Genomic DNA, 20594 nt, shown 5'->3' on the forward strand with positions numbered 1-20594 from the left:
AGACGTTGCCGGTCACATCGCTCGGCTCCGATTACCGGGGCTGGATGTTCTTCTTCGCACTTTCAATGAGACGTTGCATTCGCTCGTCGACGATTATGGCGAGGCGCTTGCTCGTCTTTGTATCGAGGTACGGACCGAGCCGGTCATAGGCATCCAGGCGAACCTGGCTACCGTCAACTGCTTCTTCGACGCTAACCGTGAGACCGACCGGGACAGCGTTTCTTCCGGCCGCGAGCATCAATCCGAATAGCCTCTTTACGAGATCCGAGCCCTGCCTGACAACAATTGTCTGCTCCTTGATCTGCGGCCGGTACCCATCCGCCACCAGAGACAAACGGACTGCCTCGATCGCCTGCTCAGGCGACAAGCCCGTGCAGACCGTTTCGTGCGCCAAGAAGCAGCCGCGGCGTCCACCCTGGCCCGCGCCTCAGCCCTTATCGCGGCCAATACCCGCAGCCGGGCCAGGTCACCGTCGTTCGTTGCGAGCGCTCCTCTGGGCGTTGATGATAGCGAGGGTGGATACAACGACCCACACTACGGCGAAGGCCGCGAACACCCACGGGTAGGTCCGTCCGCCGACGCTGGCGCAGAGGGCGATGACCATCCCGGCGACGGCCGTTGACCGGACGGCACTACTCTTGAGAAGTTCCTTCATGGCTCCCCCAGTTCTGGATTCAGCGACGTCCGTCGCGGAATTGGTAGATCCGCTGTTGCTCGATTGGTGCATTCAATGACGTCCTACATCAGAATTCTTGCATTGATGGCCTTTTGCACGAGCTCCCTGAGCGCATAGTCGAGGCGAGTCCCTTCCTCCGCGTCACGCGCCTTGACGCTCGCCGCGTCACGCAAACTCCTGCAGATCAACTAGCCACTACACCTTCGCCTTCCGGTACCCCGCCTGCTGGGCCGCGCGCTCCGTCGCGAAGCAGACTTCCGGCGTCGTCCTGGTGTAGTAGCGCTGACCGGGCAGGTGGTAAATCTTGCTCGGGGCGTTGCCCTTGATCGGCGCCCAGGCCGGGCAGTTCCACGTGCTCACGGGCCTGGCCGACGTCGGCGCAGGCGCGGGAGCCGCCACCCGGACGGTCGCCTGACCGGAGGCACTGCCCTTGAGTGCGCCGCCAGGCGTCATGCGCACCGACCACTTGCCGGTAACCGAGGCGGCGAACGCGGTGCGGAAGTAGCCGGTGGTGTTGGTCTTCAGCGTGCGCACGGCGGCGTTGGGCTTGGCACCGTCCGGGTCGAAGTAGACCACTGCTGTGACCGTTCCGGTCTTGACCCACGTGCGGCCGTTGAAGCCCTGCATCTGGCCTTGGACGGTGATGGCCTTCCCGCGGACCACCGTGGCCGGACCGGCCGAAAATGAAGCCACCCGGGTCGTCACCGTCGGAGCCGCCTGCGCCGAAGTTGCGACGACGACGGCGGGAGCGGCGAATGCGGCCAGCGCCAGCAAAGTGCCAAGGGCTTTGCGACGCCATGAAACAGCGCGCACTGGAGAAGGGCGCAATGAAGTACTGAACAAATGAATTCCCCCATGGAATCGCTGCCTGATTTCAGGCAGGAACGAGTGTACGAAATGAATCCTAACGCTGCGAAGTCCCAGGCAAGGTGCAGCCTAAGCGGTCGTTAAACAATCCGACACCCATGAATTGTAATTTCCTGTTGCCCGCGTGGATTGCGGGTTACTCCGGGAGGGTGATCGTTACCGTGGTCCCGAATCCGGGTTGGCTGTTCAGCTCGATGGTTCCGCCATGGGCTTCAACGATGGCCTTGCTGAGGGGCAGGCCCAAGCCTGCCCCAGGGATCGCTGTCTCCATCGCGTGGTCGCCCCTGAAAAACTTAGTGAAGGCTTGATTCACCTCTTGCCCGGTCATCCCGACGCCGCGGTCGCAGACGGAGAATTCGATCCTTCCCTCATATTGCTGGAGGCCAATTGTCACCGGACTGCCATCCGGGGAGAACTTGATTGCGTTCGACAGGACATGGCCGATGGCTTTTGAGATTTGGCTGGGGTCCACAACCGCCATGACGTCCTCAGGGGTCTTCGTGGCAATAGTGACATCTTTGGCTGCTGCTGCTGGCATGGCGGCACGGGCTGACTCCTCGAGAAGTTCCGAGACGTTCGTGGGCCGGCGCCGGAGTTCAAGGTCCTCGGAAGCTACGAGCAGCAGATCGTTGACCAGGCTCAACAGGCGATTGGCGTTGCGTTCGATGATGCCCATGAAGTGGGCGTCCGGCCCGTCTCCGAGGACTTCCATGTAGCCAAGGATGGACGTTAGCGGCGTTCGAAGTTCGTGGGAGACCGAAGCAACGAACTTGTCCCGTGCCGCCTGCGCTTCAACAAGGGCGGTGACGTCGGTGAAGGCAATGGTGGAACCCTTCAAGTGGCCCGATTCGTCGAGTAGTGGACGTGCAGCGGCGGAAAAGGTGCGCTGCTGATTATCTGAGCCGACCCGCACCAGCCTGTTGGTGAAGTTGGCACCTCTGAGGGCAAGGCTTGCAGGGCTTTCGCCCCGTTCATTGGCATCTGGCGCGCACGGAATGAACGGGTTTGCCTGGCCAGGGGCAACTGCTCCTTCTGCCCAGGAGCGATCCGCACGGAGACGACGGTTGGTGAGCAGGTCTTCACCCTCGGTGTTCATCGTCCAGACGCCGACGGTAACGGTTTCGAGGACGGCATCCAATAATTGCGCGTGGTCTTTGGTTGCCTCGTGCAGGTGCGCGAGTTCACGGTCCTTGCGGTTCAACTTGTCCCGGTGGCGGATGAGGCCGCTGGCGACGACGTGTCCAGTGATGGCCAAACCAGCCATGATGGTTGGGAAGACGATCATTCGGATCAAGTCGGACCGTTCAATCCCGCTTCCCACCGCCAGGGACGATGCGATGGTGGCAACGAGCGGGGCACCGACGGCCAGGACCAGGCGAGCCCTGCTGGCGCTCACAGAGAGCCAGATGACCGGGAACACCATCAGGAGTCCCACGACGCTCAAGACCGGTCCGCCTACTTCGCGCATAGCGGCGATGGCGAAACAATCCACCATCGGAACAGCCACGAAACTCCCGGCCGGCAAGCGGTCCCAAGGAAGCAGAATGCATGCCCCGAGAATCAGTACGTGCAGGATGAGGACCGGCATGAATACCGGCCCGGAAAGAGTGTCCGGGTTGAACAGAAGAGCCAAACCGACAATGAATGCCACGGTGACCGTCAGAGGCAGCTGGCACAAAGTAATAGCCCGGCGCATTCCCGTTCGGTTGAAATAATCCTCCAGCGGCAAAAAGACGGTATCCCCCATAACCAAGCACACCTTCCACTCACGCCGAGACTGGAACCCGTGCTGCTAAGCATACTGATGGATCGTTGATTGGCTGCGACAAAAAGGCGGGCCCGCCCCCTCGGGAAAAAGGAACGGACCCGCAAAGAAAGAACTACGCCCGGAACTTCACGTCCCCGCCCACCACGGTGAGCACCACGGAAGAAGCCAGCAGCGAGTCCACGCCAGCCGCAAACGGGTCGGTGTCCAGCACCACGAAGTCCGCCAGCATTCCCTCAGAAAGGCGGCCGAGTTCGTGTTCGCGGCGGCAAGAGAACGCCGCGTCACGGGTGGCATGGCCAAGCGCGGAGGCCAACTCCAGTGCGTACTTCGGAAGGTTCGCGGGAAGCGACGGCTCCAGCGCGGACTTCCGGGTGGTGGCGATGTACATGTTGGGCAGCGGCGGGTGCGGTGCGGTGGGCGCGTCCGAACCGAGCGCCAGCACCGCGCCGGCGTCGGTGAATTCGGTCCACGGGTATGCACGTTCGATCCGCTCGTCGCCCAGCATGGCCCGCCAGTTTTCCTGCACGGCAGGGTCGGCGTGGACCGGCTGCATGGACGCCACGATGCCCAGCCGCCCCAGCCGCGCGATGCTCTCCGGCGTGACGGTCTCCATGTGCTCGATCCGGTGCCGGCGGTCGCGCGGCCCGTTCACCGCGTTGGCGTGTTCGAAGGCGTCCAGGGCCACTTCGGAGGCAAGGTCGCCAATGGCGTGGATGGCGATCTGCAGCCCCTCGGCGTCGGCCGCGGCCACCACCGGGTTCAGGTATTCCGGGGCCCAGATGAGGTCCGCTTTGCTGCCATCCGAATACGGTTCCTTCATGGCGGCCGTGCAGCCGTCGATCACGCCGTCGGCAATGATCTTGATGCCCACCACCCGCAGCCACGGGGTGTTGACTTCGCGGCTGAGCTCTGCGGCCCGCGCCACCTGCGCCAGGTTTTCCTCGTGGTCCCCGGACGGCGCCACCAGCCAGTGCGCGTTGATGCGCAGCGGCAGGGTCCCGCCGCCCGCCTCCAGCGCCCGGCGCATCGCCGCCAGTTCGGCTTCACCCAGGGCCATATCGATGCCGCTGGTGACGCCGGTGGACAGGTAGTGCTCGAAGGCCGTGGCCAACTGGGCGTCGCGCTCGTCGTCCGAGGTGAGCGACGCCAGCGTCGGCCAGGCGTACTGGTGCATCGCGGTTTCGTGCAGCAGGCCCGTGGCCTCACCGGTCTCCGGGTCGCGTTCGATGATGCCGCCCAGCGGGTTCGGGGTGTCCTTGTCGATGCCCATTTCCGCGAGCGCGGCCTTGTTCACCCAGACCGAATGCAGGTCGTTCGCGTCCAGGTACACCGGGCGGTCAGGCACGACGGCGTCAATCATCTCCGCGGTCGGGGCACCGCCGGGGATGGCGGAGAACAGCCAGCCGCTGCCGAGGATGCGCGGCGCTCCAGGGTCCGACGCCACGGCCGCCTTGAGCCGCAGCTGGATCTCCGAGAGGTTCGCGGCGTCGCGCAGGGCCACCTTCTGCATGGTCTCGCCCATCATCACCAGGTGCGTGTGGGCGTCCACGAAGCCGGGCATCACGAAGGCACCGCCGAGGTCAGTCTCGGAAACAGGACCCCCGGCCAGCACCTCGCGCGCGGCCGCCTCGCTGCCTACATGGGCCAGCCGGTCGCCGTCGACGATCAATGCTTCGGCGAGCGCGGGACCATCGGCGGTGAAGATCCGGGCGTTGCGGTAGAGGGTACGGGTGGTCACAACTGTTCCTTTGTTCTGAATGGACACGGGCTAGACGATCGCAGCTTGGTTGAACTGCGCGGCGTCGGAAGAATCGGGGGCGCTGACGGCGGCACCCTCCTTCTCCACGCGCGCCGCCACCCGGGAAATCACCAGGAACGGCACCAGCAGGAGGAAGCTGAATCCGGAGAGGATCGCCGTCAACGGCACGTAGCCGAGGGTTTCGGCGATGAAGGTGCCGAACAGGGGCGAGAAGGCGGAGCCGATCAGGTAGGTGCCGCTCAACGCCGCCGACCAGAAGCCGCGCACATCCAGTGCCACGGCAACCGACACCACGTACATGAACGCCAGCGCGTAGACCGTGTTCCAGGCGATGATCACCAGCATGTAGGTGCCGGGGTCGTTGACCAAGCCTGCGGCGAGCTTCAGTCCGCCGCCCAGCAGCAGGAGGACCAGCAGCGGAACGGTGCGGCCCAGGCGGTCGCCGAGGTAACTGGCGATGGCGCCGAAGACCAGGCCCCCGGCGGTGGAGATGCTGAGCATGAGTCCCATGTCGGCGTCGCTGATTCCGGTTTGCTCGGCACCCATGGACCCTGCCACCGCCCACAGCGAATCCTCCCCCAGCGCCCACAGGCCGAAGCAGGACAGCAGGCTGAAGCCGGCGATCGTCACCAGCAGCGGCGCCTTGCGGGGAACCGCAGGTGACTGCCCGACGTCGGCCCCAACAGTGGGGCCCGAAGCGGAAGTTGCGTCCGGGGCCGCCGCCGCGGCCGGCATCCAGCCCGAGGTCAGGACGAAGGCGAGCGCCAGGAGCGCGAGGATCCCGAACGCGCTCAGCATTCCGGTGCCGAACAGCGGGATGAGCGCGAGGACCACCGTGACGATCGCACGGTTGGCGAGGCCGCTGATGCCGGACATGCGGTTCGGGTTGCGCAGGGCCGCGAGCGCGGCGCCGCTGGCGGAGATGGCACCACCGCCGCCGAGGCCGCCGAGGATGATGGCGGCGATGGCCACCGGGGTCACGGGGACCAAGGCCGCCGCGCCGAAGCCGGCTGCCGCGAGGAAAAGGCCGCCGCGGGCCACCACGTACCTGCCGGAGCGGGCCGACCAGCGCGAGGTCAGGAGGCAACCCACAGCCGTGCTCAGCAGGCAGGCGGTCATCACGGTCCCTGCGGCGGTGGGCGTAAGGCTGTGACCGTCCACGAGGGCGATGATCATGAACGGCACCAGGTTGGCGGCCATGAAGCCGATGACGCCGATGCCGAAGGTCGAAATGCCGCGGCGCCACGTGAGGGGCACGCGGCCGCTGGCATCCAGGGTGGGGGAAGGGCTCAAGGAATTCTCCGGGTCTTTGACGGGGCCGCGCCGTTGCGGCCTGCGGTCGGGATCGGTCGGGATCCTGGCCGAGGGCCGGACCACTAAACGAAAGGCTTTCGTTTAGTATGCGGGCTGAGGCCCGCGTCACACAAGTGGGTTCAGGAAATCAGCGGAAAATCAGAGTCCGGCAGCCCGCCGTCGTAGTCCTTCGATGAGGATTTCAAGGCCGAATTCAAAGGCAGTTCCCGCCCGGTCGTCCAGTCCGGAGGCATTTTCCACGGCCCGTCCGAGGGCGCTCCCGCCGCCCGGCTCCACCTCCCACACGTTGCCCGGAGCGGCGAGGTCCAGGGCGGCACCGATGGCGAAACTGTCGATCAGCGCCAGGGCCGAGGCCACGTCGCTTCCGGTGAAGCCTGCTTCCTCCAGGGCCGAGGACAGCCGCTCGTAGAAGGCGATGACTTTGGCGTGCCGGACGGTTTGCATCACCAGCAAGGGAGCCGTGCGCGGGTGACGGGCGAAACTCTCGCGGTACTCCCGGATTTCCAGGCGGAGGACCTCATCCCACGACGTGCCCGCGGGAGGGACCGGGCTGCCTTCCGTGATCCGGCCCCGGATGAGTTCCAGGATCTCCTCGCGCCCGGAGACGTGGTTGTAGATGGAGGACTGGCTGACGCCGATCTTCCGCGCCACCTTGGGCAGGCTGAAGTCGCCGCCCTCGTCGATGAGCTCGAGCGCGGCCGTGACCACGGCGTCGACGGAAATCAGTGGTCGGGACGGGCGCGCCATGCAAGGACTCCTGGGGGTTCGGCTGGTCCCCAAGGTATCAGCGGCGGGCTCTTGGAAGGCCATACACCGGCGCCCATACTTAGGTGCATGAGCGTCGAGTCCCGGCCCCCGTCGGCGGACACCGCCGAAACCTTGCCTGCCCGGCCAGCAGCTGCCCCTCCCGCACCGGGTGCGCCCACTGACGGACCCCTCACCCGCGAAGAGCTCCACCTCGCGTCCCGCAACCATGCCCAGCCCCTGGAAATGCTCCAGTGGCCCATCACCCCGATCGGCATGCACTACCTGCTGATCCATTTCGACATACCCCGGATCGACCCGACGGCCTGGCGCCTGCGCATCGGCGGACTGGTGGACCACCCGCGTGAGTACACGCTCACCGAACTTAAGCATCGTGAGCGGCGCACCGTTCCGGTCACCATGGAATGCGCCGGCAACGGCCGCTCCCTGATGGAGCCGCGCCCGGTCAGCCAGCCGTGGGACCGCGGCGGCTTCGGCACGGCGGAATGGACCGGGACGCCGCTCGCCTCCTTGCTGCACGACGCCGGGATCCCGGCTGACGCCGTCGAACTCGTCTTCACGGGGGCCGACCGCGGGATCCAGGGCGGGATCGAGCACCAATACGCCCGCAGCCTCAGTGTCTCCGACGCGATGTCCGGCGACGTGCTGCTCGCGTACGAGGTCAACGGCCAGCCCCTGCCGCCGCAGCACGGCTACCCGCTCCGGCTCCTGGTGCCCGGCTGGTACGGCATGACCAGCGTCAAGTGGCTGAGCTCGATCGAGGCGATCGACCACGCCTTCGACGGCTATCAGCAGACGCCGGCCTACCACTTCGGGCAGACCGCTGAGGAACTGGGCGAGCCCGTGCAGCGGATCAGGCCCCGTGCCCTCATGGTGCCGCCGGGCATTCCCGATTTCTTCACCCGGGAACGGTTCGTGCAGGCCGGGCCGGTGCACCTCAGCGGCAGGACTTGGTCCGGGCACGGAACCGTGGAGCGGGTGGAAGTGTGCGTGGACGGCGTCTGGGCCGAGGCGGAACTGGAACCGGCGATCGGTCCGCATGCATGGCGCGGCTGGAGCTTCACCTGGATCGCATCCCCCGGCGCCCATGACCTGGCCTGCCGCGCCACCGACAGCTCCGGCCTCACACAGCCGGACCAGCCCGAGTGGAACTACCAGGGCCTGGCCAACAACGCGGCCCAGCACCTCACCGTGACGGTCCGGGAGTAACTGCGTGAAAGCGACCATGGGAGGTTCCAAGGGCAGCATCGATTACGAGTTCCTGACCGTGTGGCGCGTCGCCGGAACACCCCGGGAGGTGACCGACATCCTGGGCGACGCCGGGACCCTGGCCCGCTGGTGGCCCGCGGTGTACCTGCGGGTGACACCGCTGGACCCGGGCAACGCTGACGGCACGGGAAAGAGCTTCATGCTGCACACGAAGGGCTGGCTGCCCTACACCCTGCGCTGGAAACTCACCGTCACGGAACCCATCACGGAGCAAGGTTTCGCCATCGCGGCCGCGGGCGACCTGAACGGCACCGGCCGCTGGATGTTCGAGGAGGACGGGCCGGAAACAGTCGTCAGCTTCGACTGGCGGGTGACCGCCTCGAAGCCCCTGATCCGGCGCCTGGGCTTCATCTTCAACCCGGTGTTCGCGGCGAACCACCGCTGGGCCATGGCACGCGGTCAGGAAAGCCTGGCCCTGGAACTGAGGCGCCGCCGGCCGGAGAACAAGGCCAAGGTCCCGCCGCCGCCCGAGCCCACCTTCGCGGGGCGGTACCGCTGGCACAGGATCACCACCCATGCCTGAGCCCCCGCGGTAAACTGCCGCCGACGCCGGACGGCGGAAGGAGGAAGGTGTGTCGTTCTTCCAGCTGTCGCTGATCGCCGCCGTCGCCCTCCTCGGGCCCCTGCTGGCCCTGCCCCGGAAGTGGCACCTTCCCGTGGTGCTGGGGCAACTGCTGGCGGGCATCGCCATCGGCCGGACCGGACTGGCCCTGGTGGACTCCTCGGATCCCACGTTCACCTTCGTGGCCGACGTCGGCTTCGCCCTCATCATGTTCGTCGCCGGTACGCACGTACCGGTCCGCGACAAAGCGATCCGGCCCGCGCTCGGCGCTGGAGCCCTCCGGGCACTGATCGCGGCCGGGCTCGCGGCCGCCGTCGGGACCGGCATCGCCTTCGCCTTCGGCACCGGGCACACGCCGCTGTACGTCGTGCTGCTGGCGTCCTCCTCCGCGGCCCTGGTGCTGCCGATCGTCGATTCGCTGCGGCTTGCCGGGCCGAAGGTCCTGACGACGACGGCGCAGGTGGCGATCGCGGACATCGCCTGCATCGTCGCGCTCCCCCTCGCCGTCGACCCGCCGAACGCCGCACGCGCCGCCGCCGGGGCCGCCGCCGTCGCCGGATGCTCCGTGCTGCTCTATTTCCTGCTGCGCTGGCTGGAACGCAGCGGCGCCCGGGAACGGCTGCACGACGTGTCGGAGGACCGGAAGTTCGCCCTGGAGCTGCGGATCCAGCTGGCGGTGCTGTTCCTGCTGTCCGGGCTGGCGGTGGCCGGGAATGTGTCGATCATGCTGGCCGGGTTCTCCTTCGGCCTGGTGGTGGCGGCCGTGGGCGAGCCGCGGCGCCTGGCCCACCAGCTGTTCGCGGTCAGCGACGGGTTCCTGGGCCCCGTGTTCTTCGTCTGGCTCGGCGCCTCCCTGGACCTGCACACCCTCGTGGGCAGTCCGCGGATGATCCTGCTGGGGCTCTGCCTGGGCTTCGGGACGTTGCTGGTCCACGGCAGCCTGCGCCTGCTCGGCCAGCCCCTGCCGCTCGCGGTCCTGGCGGCCTCGCAGCTGGGCGTACCCGTTGCCGCGGCCACCATCGGCACCCAGCTGCACCTGCTGGAACCGGGGGAAGCCGCGGCGTTGCTCCTCGGCGCCCTCATCAGCATCGCGGCGAGCGCCGTAGCGGGCTCGCGGGCGGCACGTACGTTCAGCCAGCCGGAAAAGATGGCCGGCTAGGCGCCGGTAGAATTGCGGGGTTGGCCGCTCCCGGAAGGCGGCCCCAAGGACACAAGGGAGGACCACGTGCGCGCTGCCGCGTCCTCCCGTTCCCGTCACCGGGTTCCGTTCCACGCCCTCCGTTCGGGCGCGCTCGCCTTGGCGGTCCTGTCCCTCGCCGCGGGTGCCCACGTGATCGCGGGCGGCACCCTGCCGGCCTTTCCGGTCCTGCTGGCGCTCCTGGCCCTGACCGCGCTTGCCACCACCCTGGCCACGCGCTTCAAGCTCGGACTGCCCGCCGTGGCGGCGCTGCTCGGCGGCGGCCAGGTGCTGCTGCACGAGGCCTTCACGGCGCTCGGCCCGGTAGCCGCCGGTCCGGTTGCAGAGGCTCCGCATGTGCACCACGCTGTGCAGTTGCCGGTGATCGGCGACGCGGCACAGCACCTGCACGGCTTGGACACCTCGCTGGGCTGGTTCATGCTGGCGGCCCACGTGCTCGCCACGGCGGCCTCGGCGTTGCTGTTTGCCAAGGGCGAGCAGGCGCTGTGGCAACTGGCCTCGTGGCTCCGCCCGCTCTGGCGGGTCCTCGCCCTGCTCTTCGTGCCCGACGCCGGTACCCGCCGCGCGCGAGCCGGCGCACCGTCGGCGTTCACCCCCCGCCCCTGGCGGAACCTCAGGCAGGACAGCAGGCGCGGCCCGCCCGCCGTCGTCGTTCCTTCCTGACTCCGCCCGGCACTACCTTTCACGGTGACGGGCACACACCCGTACTTCCGCGCTTCCGCGCACCTTGAAAGGCAGCACCATGACCAACTCCGCACTCCGCCGCACCCTCACCACCGCCGCTGTTGCCGGCGGCACCGCCGTCCTGATGCTCGCCGGCATGCAGGGCGCCTCCGCCCACGTCTCGGTGACCCCGGACAAGACCGCCGCGAACTCCTACGCGCTGCTGACCTTCGGCATCCCGCACGGCTGCGACACCTCCGGCACCACCAGGATGACCATCACGCTGCCGCAGGAACTGAACGACGCCCAGCCCACGGTGAACCCGAACTGGACGGTGGAGAAGGTCACCGAAACGTTCCCGGAACCGCGGAAACAGGCCGACGGCACCTCGATCACCAAGCGCACCAGCAAGATCGTGTACACGGCCAAGGCCCCGCTGGATCCGCACCTGCGCGACGCCCTGGTCCTCTCCGTGAAGCTTCCCGACGCCGCCGGCAAGACCCTCTACTTCCCCACGCTGCAGAGCTGTGTCAAGGGCCAGACCGACTGGAAGGAACAGCCCAAGGAAGGCCAGGACCCGCACAGCCTGGAGGCCCCGGCGCCGTCGGTCACCATCACTGCGGCGGAGGCCGGGCACAGTGAGCACGCGGCGCCGGCTGCGGCCGTGACCGGCTCCTCCGGTTCTGCCAACTCCGGCGCGTCCGATGGCGGCGCGGACGCCCGCAGCTGGGCCGGACTCGCTGCCGGGCTGGCAGGCCTCGGGCTGGGCGGCGCCGCGTTCTTCCGCAGGAAGAAGACGGCCTGACTGAAACCCAGTTGAAAGGATGGCGCCCGGAACATCACGATCCGGGCGCCATTTCCGTGTCCGCCGCCGTGGCGTGGTTGACTCAGGCAATTGCCGCCGGAAGGCTGGGCGCATGACTACTGCGCGCGCCAAAAAGGCCCTCCTGTTCACCACGGCGGCAGCCTCGCTCCTGCTGCTGGCCGGCTGCGGGCAGGGCCAGGGCGGAACGTCAGCCAGCCCGACGTCGGACACTTCCCCCAGTGCCTCGCAGACCCCCTCGGACAGCAGCACCCCCTCGGGGCCGGCCAGCGCCACCGGTTCGGGAACCGCGTCCGCAGGGCCGGTCCTGTGCAAGTCCGCCTCGCTCACCCCGAGCGTCGACTCCACGGGCGGCGGCGCCGCCGGCAGTGTCTACCAGAAGCTCATCCTCACCAATTCCGGCACCACGCCGTGCATCCTCAAGGGCTACCCCGGCGTTTCCCTGGTGAACGCACCCACCGGCGGCCCCATCGGGGCACCCGCCGACCGCGACACCGCCAAGGCCCCCGTTGAGCTCCTCCTGAAGCCGGGCGACTCAGGCGCCGCCGTGCTCCGCTACACCCAGGCCGGCCTCTACCCGGACTGCACGAAGGCCGCGGCCACGGGCTTCCGGATCTACCCGCCGGAGGACACCGGCTCCGTGTTCCTCGCGCAGCAGCGTGAAGCCTGCAGCAACACCGGCATCAAGCTGCTGACCATCGAGTCATTCCAGGCAAGCTGACCCTGCCTCCTTACTGTCGGCGCCGTGCGGCATGATGGAAAAATGCAGGAGCAGGAGCCGCTCGGCGGGAACAAACACAGCCCGGTGATGGAGGCGTTCAGCCGCGCCACCCGTGAGTGGTTCCTGGGCGCCTTTGCCGCGCCCACTCCAGCGCAGGACGGCGCCTGGCGGGCCATTTCCTCCGGCTCCCATGCCCTGGTGGTGGCGCCCACCGGTTCGGGCAAGACCCTCGCCGCGTTCCTGTGGGCGCTGGACAAGCTGCTGGCGCCCGGTGCCCGGCCCGTGCAGGAAGACAATCCGGCTCCCGGGGGCAAGCCGGCCAAGCGCGTCACCCGCGTCCTCTACATTTCCCCGCTCAAGGCCTTGGGCGTGGACGTGGAACGCAACCTCCGCTCACCCCTGATCGGCATCACCCAAACGGCCAAGCGGCTGGGCCTGCCGGCACCGATAGTGAGCGTCGGCGTCCGTTCCGGGGATACGACGACGGCGGAGCGCCGCGCGCTGCTCAGCCACCCTCCTGACATCCTCATCACCACGCCCGAATCCCTGTTCCTGATGCTCACCTCCCGCGCCCGGGAGACGCTCATGGAGGTGGACACGGTGATCGTGGACGAGGTCCACGCCGTGGCCGGCACCAAGCGCGGGGCGCACCTTGCGGTGTCCCTGGAGCGCCTGGATGCGCTGCTTCCCAAGCCCGCCCAGCGGATCGGGCTGTCCGCCACGGTGGAGCCGCGGGAGCTCGTGGCGCAGTTCCTGTCGTCCTCCGCGCCGGTGGAAATCGTGGCTCCGGCCTTCACCAAGAACTGGAAGCTCGCCGTCACTGTCCCTGTGGAGGACATGTCGGACCTCGCGGGCGCGTCCGGGGCCTTCGACTCCGGGCCGGCGTCCGGGCTGCAGCCGCAGGCGTCCATCTGGCCGCATGTGGAGGAGAAGATCGTTGACCTGGTCCTCTCCCGGCAGTCCACCATTGTCTTTGCCAACTCCCGCCGGCTGGCCGAACGCCTCACGGCCCGGCTGAACGAAATCCACGCCGAACGCCAGCTCATGCCGGTGGACGTCTTCTCCGAGGCCGCCGGGTTCGCCCCGGACTTCGGGGAACCGCCCGGGCCCGGGACGTCCGCCGGGCCTGCCACCTCCACCGCCACCCCCGCGCACATGATGGCCCAGGCGGGCAGCACCCAGGGCGCCGATCCCGTGCTGGCCCGGGCGCACCACGGCTCCGTGTCCAAGGACCAGCGGGCCATGATCGAGGACGACCTCAAGTCCGGCCGGCTGCGCTGCGTGGTGGCCACGTCGTCCCTGGAGCTGGGCATCGACATGGGCGCCGTGGACCTGGTGATCCAGGTGGAGTCGCCGCCGTCGGTGGCCAGCGGGCTGCAGCGGGTGGGCCGCGCCGGGCACCAGGTGGGCGAAATCTCCGAGGGCGTCCTCTTCCCCAAGCACCGGGCCGACCTCGTCCACACCACGGTCACGGTGGAACGCATGCTCAGCGGCAGGATCGAACGGCTGCACATCCCGGCGAACCCGCTGGACATCCTCGCCCAGCAGACCGTCGCCGCCGCAGCGTTGGGGAGCATCGACGTCGAGGACTGGTTCGCCACGGTGCGGCGCTCGGCACCGTTCGCCACACTGCCGCGTTCGGCCTTCGAGGCCACCCTGGACCTGCTCTCGGGCCGCTACCCGTCCGATGAATTCGCCGAACTGCGGCCCCGCATCATCTGGGACCGCAACGCCGGCACCATCGAGGGCCGGCCCGGCGCCCAGCGGCTCGCCGTGACCTCGGGCGGCACCATCCCGGACCGTGGGCTCTTCGGCGTCTACATCATCGGCACGGAAAACGAAGGCTCCACCGGCTCGGGTTCAGGGTCCGGGCAGGAGGCGGGAACGCCGTCGCGGGCTCCCAAGGGCGGGCGCCGCGTGGGCGAGCTCGACGAGGAAATGGTTTACGAATCCCGGGTGGGGGACATCTTCGCCCTCGGCGCCACCAGCTGGAAGATCGAGGACATCACGCACGACCGCGTCCTGGTCTCCCCCGCCTTCGGCCAGCCCGGGAAGCTGCCGTTCTGGAAAGGCGACTCGCTGGGCCGGCCCGTGGACCTCGGCAGGGCGCTGGGCGCCTTCGTCCGCGAACTGTCCGCGTCCGATCCCGCCCCCGCCCTGGAGCGGTGCAAGGCCAGCGGTCTGGACGACTACGCCGCTGGCAACCTGCTCCAGTACCTCCGCGAGCAGCAGCAGGCCACGGAGGTGGTCCCGAACGACCGGACGCTCGTCGTCGAACGCTTCCACGACGAGCTGGGCGACTGGCGGGTTGTCCTCCACAGCCCCTTCGGCATGCCGGTGCACGCGCCCTGGGCACTCGCCGTCGGGCAGCGCCTGCAGCAGCGCTACGGCCTGGACGGTTCCGCCATGGCCGCCGACGACGGCATCGTGCTCCGGGTGCCGATGATGGAGGACGAACCGCCCGGCGCAGAACTGTTCCTCTTCGAACCGGACGAACTTGAGCAGATCGTGACGGCGGAGGTGGGCGGCAGCGCGCTGTTCGCATCCCGCTTCCGCGAGTGCGCCGCCCGCGCCCTGTTGCTCCCCCGCCAGAACCCCGCCAAACGGCAACCGCTCTGGCAGCAACGCCAGCGATCCGCCCAGCTGCTGGACGTGGCGAAGAAGTACCCGCAGTTCCCCGTGGTGCTCGAAACCGTGCGGGAGTGCCTGCAGGACGTCTACGACCTCCCGGCGTTGAAGGACATCGCGGGCGCCATTGAGCGCCGGGAACTGCGCCTGGTGCAGACCACCACCCAGCAGCCCTCGCCCTTCGCGAAGTCCCTGCTTTTCGGCTACGTGGCCCAGTACCTCTACGAAGGCGATTCCCCCCTGGCCGAACGGCGCGCCGCCGCCCTCGCCCTCGACTCGGCCCTGCTGAACGAACTGCTGGGCCGGGTGGAGCTGCGTGAACTGCTCGACGCCAAGGTCATCGAAAGCACCGAACTGGAGCTTCAACGGCTCGTTCCGGACCGACGGGTCCGGGGCCTTGAAGGGGTCGCGGACCTGCTGCGGCTGCTCGGGCCCTTGGACACGGACGAAGTCGCCGCACGCCTCGAGGACGGCACCACCGCAGAAGCAGCCGGGCACCTCACCGCGTTGCGTAGGGCCAACCGGGCGCTCACGGTGACCTTGGGCGGCGTGGAGCGTTACGCAGCCATCGAGGACGCGGCCAGGCTCCGCGACGCCGTCGGGGTCCCGCTGCCCGTGGGTGTCCCGCTGGCCTTCATCGAGCCGGTGGCGGATCCCTTGGGCGACCTCGTGTCGCGCTACGCGAGGACCCACGGCCCATTCACCGCGGAAGAGGCCGCCGCCCGGCTGGGGCTCGGGGCCGCCGTCGTGCGCACTGCCCTGAAGCGGCTCGCCGCCGACGGCCGCGTGGTGGAAGGCGAGTTCCGGCCGCACCCGGTCGCCGAGCCTGCAGGTGGCGCGGGGCCGGAAACAGCCGAATCACTGCTCCCGCCAGTGGCAGGCGCGGCCGGCGCGCCGCCGGCGAGCGAATGGTGCGACGCCGACGTGCTGCGCAAGCTCCGGCGTCGCTCGCTGGCGGCGCTGCGGGCCGAAGTCGAGCCCGTGGAGGCCGCCGCCTACGGTCGGTTCCTGCCCGACTGGCAGAACGTCCGCCAGCCGGGGAGGTCCCGCGCGGGCTCGGCGCTGCGCGGCCTGGACGGCATCATGACGGCGGTGGACCAGCTCTCCGGGGTGCCCGTTCCGGCGTCGGCGTGGGAGCCTTTGGTGCTGGCAAGCCGGGTGGCCGACTACCAGCCGGCAATGCTGGACGAACTGATGGCCGCTGGCGAGCTGCTGTGGGCCGGGGCAGGTTCGCTACCGGGCAATGACGGCTGGATCAGCCTGCACGTGGCCGACTCCGCCGAGCTGACCCTGAACCCGGACCCCGGGTTTGAGCCCGCGGACGCGCAGCTGCGCCTGCTCGGGCACCTGCGCGACGGCGGCGGGGCGTACTTCTTCCGCCAGCTCACCGAGGTCGCGGGCGGGATGGATGCCGTGCTCAGCGACGACGCCGTGGTGGCCGCGTTGTGGGATCTCGTGTGGGCCGGGCGGATCACCGGCGACACCTTCGCGCCGGTCCGGGCGCTGATTGCGGGCGGCAAGACGGCCCACCGGCAGGTCGCCAGGCCGCCGCGAGCGCGTTCGCTCAGGCTGGGCCGGATCGGCCGCGCGCACGGGATCGGTACGGGCGGGATCGGTACGGGCGGGATCGGAACGGGCGGGGGCTTCGGTTCGCCGGGTCTGACCGGCGGACGCTACGGCTCGCTGTCCGGACCCGCCACTGCCTCGACGCCGCCCATGGCGGTGGGACGCTGGTCTGCCCTGCCCGTGCCGGAGCTCGACCCCACCCTGCACGCCCGCGGCACCGCCGAACTCCTGCTGGACCGCTATGGCGTGGTCACCCGCGGCTCGGTGATGGCCGAAAACATCCTGGGCGGCTTCGGGCTGATGTACAAGGTGCTGGCCCGGCTGGAGGAGGCCGGCCGCTGCCGCCGCGGGTACTTCATCGAACACCTCGGCGCCGCGCAGTTCGCCGTACCCGCCACCGTGGACCGCTTGCGTTCCTTCGCCGAGGACGCCCACGCCGAGAAGCAGGAACCTTCGGCTTTGGCCCTGGCCGCCACCGATCCCGCCAACCCCTACGGCGCGGCGCTGCCCTGGCCTGCCCTGTCCGCGGACGCCGCTTCCGGGCACCGACCCGGCCGGAAAGCGGGCGCGCTGGTGGTGATGGTCGACGGCGCCCTGGTCCTGTATGTGGAACGCGGCGGCAAGACGCTGCTCACCTTCAGCCATGACGACGGCGTGCTGGCCGGTGCCGCTGCGGCGCTGGTGGACGTGGTGCGCCGCGGAGCCGTGGACAAACTCTTCATGGAGAAAGTCAACGGCCAGGACCTGCTGGGCACGCCGATCGCCGAGGCCCTTGCCGCCGCCGGCGCCTACTCCACTCCGAAAGGCCTGAGGATCCGTGCCTGAGGGGGATTCCGTCTGGCGTGCAGCCAAGGAACTGCACCATGCCCTGGCCGGGAAGGTGCTGCTGGCCTCGGACTTCAGGGTGCCGCGCTTTGCCACCCTGGACCTGTCGGGCTGGACCGTGGACGAGGTGGTGCCGCGAGGCAAACACCTGCTGATGCGCGTGCGCGAAGGCGCTGATTCGGGGCGCGCCCTGACCATCCATTCGCACCTCAAGATGGAGGGCAGCTGGCAGGTCTATGCCCCGGGAGGCAAGTGGCGGAAACCCGGCCACACGGCAAGGTGCGTGCTGCGCACTGCCTCGGCCGACGTCGTCGGCTTCTCCCTGGGCATCCTGGAAGTCATCCGGACCGGAGAAGAAGACCGGGTCCTCGGGCATCTCGGGCCGGACCTGCTGGGGCCCGACTGGGACGCAGACGAGGCGCTGCGGCGACTGACGGCATCCCCGGACACGCCCATCGGGCTCGCCCTGCTGGACCAGGGAAACGTGGCCGGAATCGGGAACATCTACCGCTGCGAGTCGTGCTTCCTTTCGCGCGTGCACCCGGCCGTTCCCGTGGCGTCCGTGCCGGAGCCGGCGGCGATCCTGGCCGACGCCAAACGGCTGCTCGAGGCCAACCTCGGGGCCGGGCCGCGCTCCACGCTCGGCCCGCGGGCGCCGCGCCCGGGCTACTGGGTGTACGGGCGCGAACACCAGCCGTGCCTGCGCTGCCGCACGCCGATCCGCCGCGGAACACTCGGGAAATCCCCCGGCCTTGAGGAACGGACCATCTACTTCTGCCCGAACTGCCAGCCGGCGCCTTAGTCCCGGCTCCCTAGTCCCGTTCCCCCGCCCAACTGACTCGCAGTTAAGGTCGTTTTGCAGGCTCAAAACGACCTTAACTGCCAGCTACTTGGGCCTGCGGCACTGGCTCCGCCGCCACAACCTTCTCCGGCACCGCGAACAACGGCAGCAGCAGCTGGACCAAGGGCCCGATCGCCAGGGCGTAGACCACCGTGCCCACGCCCACCGAGCCGCCCAGCAGCCAGCCGGAGCCCAGTACCACCACTTCGATCAGCGTGCGGGAGAGCCGCACGGACCAGCCGGTCCGCCGGGCAAGGCCGGTCATGAGGCCGTCGCGGGCGCCGGGGCCGAGCCGGGCGCCGATGTAGCAGGCGGAGGCGATGGCGTTGAGGAGCACGGCGCCGGCGAGCATGGCGATCTGGCCGCCCAAGTGCGAGAAGGCCGGGATCAGGGCCAGGCCCAGGTCGGCGAAGATTCCCACCAGCACGGCGTTGGCCAGGGTGCCGAAGCCGGGCATCTGCCGCAGCGGGATCCACAGCAGCAGCACGAGGAAGCTGACCACGACCACCACGGTGCCGATGCTCCAGCCAAGCTTCCCGGCGAGCCCCTGGTGGAACACGTCCCAGGGATCCAGGCCGAGGCTTGCCCTGATGAACATGGCCAGGGAGATTCCGTACATCGCGAGGCCGATCAGGAGCTGGGTGATTCTGCGGGTCATCATGGCTCCATGGTTCAAGAAAACTGGCATTGCTTTCCATAGCCAGTTTGAAATACTGGTCTTATGCTTTCGTCGTCGAACCCTTCGGGCTCCCTGAGCCCGGCATCCCTGGCCCGCCTCCTGGGCGCGTGGAACACCGGCGCGGCCGCCGCGTACCGTGAGCTGGCCGACGTCGTGCGCCTGCTGGTGCTGGACGGGCGCATCGCACTGGATGTCGCGCTGCCCAGCGAGCGTGCCCTCGCCGAAACGCTCGGCGTCAGCCGCACGACAGTCACCGCCGCGTACACGGGACTGCGCGAACAGGGTTTCCTGAGCAGCGGCCAGGGAAGCCGGGCCCGCACCCGGCTCCCGCACCGCGTGGCTGTGGCCCAGGCTCCGGGCCTCGTGGCCCCGGACGGTGTCCTGGACCTCGCCTACGCGTCACTGCCCGCCACCGGCGAGGTGGTGCACCGCGCCTTCGCGGACGCCCTGACCGAGCTGCCGGCGTTGCTGCCGGGCTTCGGCTACGACTCCCTCGGCGTCCCGGTGCTGCGCGAGGCGATCGCGGCGCATTACACGGAAGCGGGCGTTCCGACGTCGGCGTCCCAGATCCTGGTGACCTCCGGAGCGCAGCACGCGCTGAACATCATCCTGGGCACGCTCGCCGGCCGGCAGAGGAAGGTCCTCGTGGACCACCCGAGCTATCCGAACGCGCTGGACGCCATCCGCGCCTCGGGATCGCGGACGGTTCCGGTGCCGTTGCCCGCCGTTCCGGGCACCCGGCGCACCCCGGGAAACACGGCGCCCGGCAGCGGTCCGGGCTGGGACATCGACGCCATGGTTTCGGCCATGCGGCAGCAGCGCCCGGCCATGGCCTACCTGGTGCCCGACTTCCACAATCCCACCGGGCGTGTGATGTCGGACCTGCAGCGCCGCCGGCTGGTCCGGGAGGCTGCCGGCACCGGGACGGTCCTCGTGGTGGACGAGACCCTGCGCGCCCTCGACCTCGACGGCGTCGGCACCACTCCGCTGGCAGCCTTCAGCCCGGCGGTGGTGTCCATCGGTTCGCTCAGCAAATCGCACTGGGCAGGCCTGCGAACCGGCTGGATCCGCGCCGACGAAGGGCTCCTGGCGCGCTTCGTGGCGACCCGCACCACCATGGACCTCGGCGGACCCATCGTCGAACAGCTCGCCGCCGCCCGGCTGATCCGCGATTTCGCCGAGCCGCTCGGCGCCCGGCTGGATGCGCTGCGCGGCCACCGCGAGACCCTGCTCAGGCTGCTGGCCGAGCACCTTCCGGAATGGAGCTTCGAGCGCCCGCGCGGCGGCCTGACTGTCTGGTGCAAGCTGCCGTCGGCGTCGAGCACTGCACTGTCTGTCCTGGCCCCCGAGTTCGGGCTGCGGCTGGCCGCGGGGCCGCGTTTCGGCGTCGGCGGTTCCTTCGAGCATTTCCTGCGCGTGCCGTTCACCCTCCCACCGGAGCAGCTCACGACGGCGGTGCTCGCCTTGCGTGCCGCGCAGGACCGCCTGGACGCCGCGCCCCAGCTGCGCCGGACCCTGAAGGAACCGGAGGTAGCGGCGATCGCCTGACCCAAGTAACTCGCAATTGTTGTCGTTATGAGGCTTCAATTACCCAGGGGCTTCGCCCCGCCGTGGGCATGGAAAATGTGTGCAGGGGCGGGGTCTCTGGCGTGGTGCCGGTTGCGCGGAGC

At 69.0% G+C, this 20594-nt stretch carries 16 protein-coding genes; 9 read left to right on the forward strand and 7 right to left on the reverse strand.

The window, feature by feature from the left end; translation table 11 throughout:
• Nucleotides 1-31: 31 nt before the first annotated feature.
• From D3654_RS17335 to D3654_RS17365, 6 genes are all read right to left on the reverse strand, one after another.
• On the reverse strand, nucleotides 32-394 hold the full coding sequence (locus tag D3654_RS17335; protein ID WP_120522703.1) for a hypothetical protein: 363 nt from the start codon (nucleotides 392-394) through the stop codon (nucleotides 32-34).
• Between the two features lie 477 nt (nucleotides 395-871).
• Entirely contained in the window at nucleotides 872-1489 is a 618-nt protein-coding gene (locus D3654_RS20685) for a sunset domain-containing protein (protein WP_205571846.1), read from the reverse strand.
• Nucleotides 1490-1679: 190 nt separating this feature from the next.
• A complete protein-coding gene (locus D3654_RS17350) occupies nucleotides 1680-3290 on the reverse strand; it encodes a PAS domain-containing sensor histidine kinase (RefSeq protein ID WP_120522705.1) in 1611 nt (536 codons plus the stop codon).
• Nucleotides 3291-3423: 133 nt separating this feature from the next.
• Complete coding sequence (locus tag D3654_RS17355; protein ID WP_205571847.1) at nucleotides 3424-5049, reverse strand: amidohydrolase; 1626 nt, start codon at nucleotides 5047-5049, stop codon at nucleotides 3424-3426.
• 30 nt (nucleotides 5050-5079) lie between these two features.
• Nucleotides 5080-6363, reverse strand: a complete 1284-nt coding sequence (locus D3654_RS17360; protein ID WP_205571848.1) for an MFS transporter — start codon at nucleotides 6361-6363, stop codon at nucleotides 5080-5082.
• A gap of 159 nt (nucleotides 6364-6522) precedes the next feature.
• Nucleotides 6523-7131 carry a TetR/AcrR family transcriptional regulator C-terminal domain-containing protein gene (locus D3654_RS17365; protein WP_120522706.1) on the reverse strand — a complete coding sequence of 203 codons (609 nt, stop codon included), beginning with the start codon at nucleotides 7129-7131 and terminating at the stop codon, nucleotides 6523-6525.
• Between the two features lie 87 nt (nucleotides 7132-7218).
• Here D3654_RS17365 and D3654_RS17370 point away from each other — a divergent pair, with 87 nt between their 5' ends.
• From D3654_RS17370 to D3654_RS17405, 8 genes are all read left to right on the forward strand, one after another.
• A complete protein-coding gene (locus D3654_RS17370) occupies nucleotides 7219-8358 on the forward strand; it encodes a sulfite oxidase (protein WP_120522707.1) in 1140 nt (379 codons plus the stop codon).
• Between the two features lie 16 nt (nucleotides 8359-8374).
• A complete protein-coding gene (locus tag D3654_RS17375; RefSeq protein WP_120522708.1) occupies nucleotides 8375-8941 on the forward strand; it encodes an SRPBCC family protein in 567 nt (188 codons plus the stop codon).
• 49 nt (nucleotides 8942-8990) lie between these two features.
• Entirely contained in the window at nucleotides 8991-10139 is a 1149-nt protein-coding gene (locus tag D3654_RS17380; protein WP_120522709.1) for a cation:proton antiporter, read from the forward strand.
• A 66-nt stretch (nucleotides 10140-10205) separates the two neighbouring features.
• A complete protein-coding gene (locus D3654_RS17385; protein WP_120522722.1) occupies nucleotides 10206-10841 on the forward strand; it encodes a hypothetical protein in 636 nt (211 codons plus the stop codon).
• Nucleotides 10842-10920: 79 nt separating this feature from the next.
• Nucleotides 10921-11646 carry a YcnI family copper-binding membrane protein gene (locus D3654_RS17390; protein ID WP_120522710.1) on the forward strand — a complete coding sequence of 242 codons (726 nt, stop codon included), beginning with the start codon at nucleotides 10921-10923 and terminating at the stop codon, nucleotides 11644-11646.
• A 112-nt stretch (nucleotides 11647-11758) separates the two neighbouring features.
• Nucleotides 11759-12385: a DUF4232 domain-containing protein gene (locus D3654_RS17395; protein ID WP_120522711.1), complete on the forward strand. Its 627-nt coding sequence runs from the start codon at nucleotides 11759-11761 to the stop codon at nucleotides 12383-12385.
• A 42-nt stretch (nucleotides 12386-12427) separates the two neighbouring features.
• Nucleotides 12428-17404, forward strand: coding sequence for an ATP-dependent helicase (locus tag D3654_RS17400; RefSeq protein WP_120522712.1), 4977 nt, complete (start codon nucleotides 12428-12430; stop codon nucleotides 17402-17404).
• Entirely contained in the window at nucleotides 17397-18206 is an 810-nt protein-coding gene (locus tag D3654_RS17405; protein ID WP_120522713.1) for an Fpg/Nei family DNA glycosylase, read from the forward strand. Before D3654_RS17400 ends, D3654_RS17405 begins: the two co-directional genes overlap by 8 nt.
• Before the next feature lie 73 nt (nucleotides 18207-18279).
• Here the strand turns inward: D3654_RS17405 and yczE are convergent, their stop codons facing one another.
• Nucleotides 18280-18906, reverse strand: a complete 627-nt coding sequence (gene yczE / locus D3654_RS17410; RefSeq protein ID WP_120522714.1) for a membrane protein YczE — start codon at nucleotides 18904-18906, stop codon at nucleotides 18280-18282.
• Nucleotides 18907-18966: 60 nt separating this feature from the next.
• Here yczE and yczR point away from each other — a divergent pair, with 60 nt between their 5' ends.
• On the forward strand, nucleotides 18967-20472 hold the full coding sequence (gene yczR, locus D3654_RS17415; protein WP_120522715.1) for a MocR-like transcription factor YczR: 1506 nt from the start codon (nucleotides 18967-18969) through the stop codon (nucleotides 20470-20472).
• Nucleotides 20473-20594 lie beyond the last annotated feature (122 nt).

This window comes from Arthrobacter celericrescens, from assembly GCF_003614925.1.
Taxonomy (GTDB): domain Bacteria; phylum Actinomycetota; class Actinomycetes; order Actinomycetales; family Micrococcaceae; genus Arthrobacter; species Arthrobacter celericrescens.

Bases quoted from the DNA above. Each gene is read 5' to 3' on its own strand.
- D3654_RS17350 (WP_120522705.1), bottom strand. From the start codon at position 3,290: ATGGGGGATACCGTCTTTTTGCCGCTGGAGGATTATTTCAACCGAACG.
- D3654_RS17365 (WP_120522706.1), bottom strand. From the start codon at position 7,131: ATGGCGCGCCCGTCCCGACCACTGATTTCCGTCGACGCCGTGGTCACG.
- D3654_RS17370 (WP_120522707.1), top strand. From the start codon at position 7,219: ATGAGCGTCGAGTCCCGGCCCCCGTCGGCGGACACCGCCGAAACCTTG.
- D3654_RS17375 (WP_120522708.1), top strand. From the start codon at position 8,375: ATGGGAGGTTCCAAGGGCAGCATCGATTACGAGTTCCTGACCGTGTGG.
- D3654_RS17390 (WP_120522710.1), top strand. From the start codon at position 10,921: ATGACCAACTCCGCACTCCGCCGCACCCTCACCACCGCCGCTGTTGCC.
- D3654_RS17395 (WP_120522711.1), top strand. From the start codon at position 11,759: ATGACTACTGCGCGCGCCAAAAAGGCCCTCCTGTTCACCACGGCGGCA.
- D3654_RS17400 (WP_120522712.1), top strand. From the start codon at position 12,428: ATGCAGGAGCAGGAGCCGCTCGGCGGGAACAAACACAGCCCGGTGATG.
- yczE (WP_120522714.1), bottom strand. From the start codon at position 18,906: ATGATGACCCGCAGAATCACCCAGCTCCTGATCGGCCTCGCGATGTAC.
- yczR (WP_120522715.1), top strand. From the start codon at position 18,967: ATGCTTTCGTCGTCGAACCCTTCGGGCTCCCTGAGCCCGGCATCCCTG.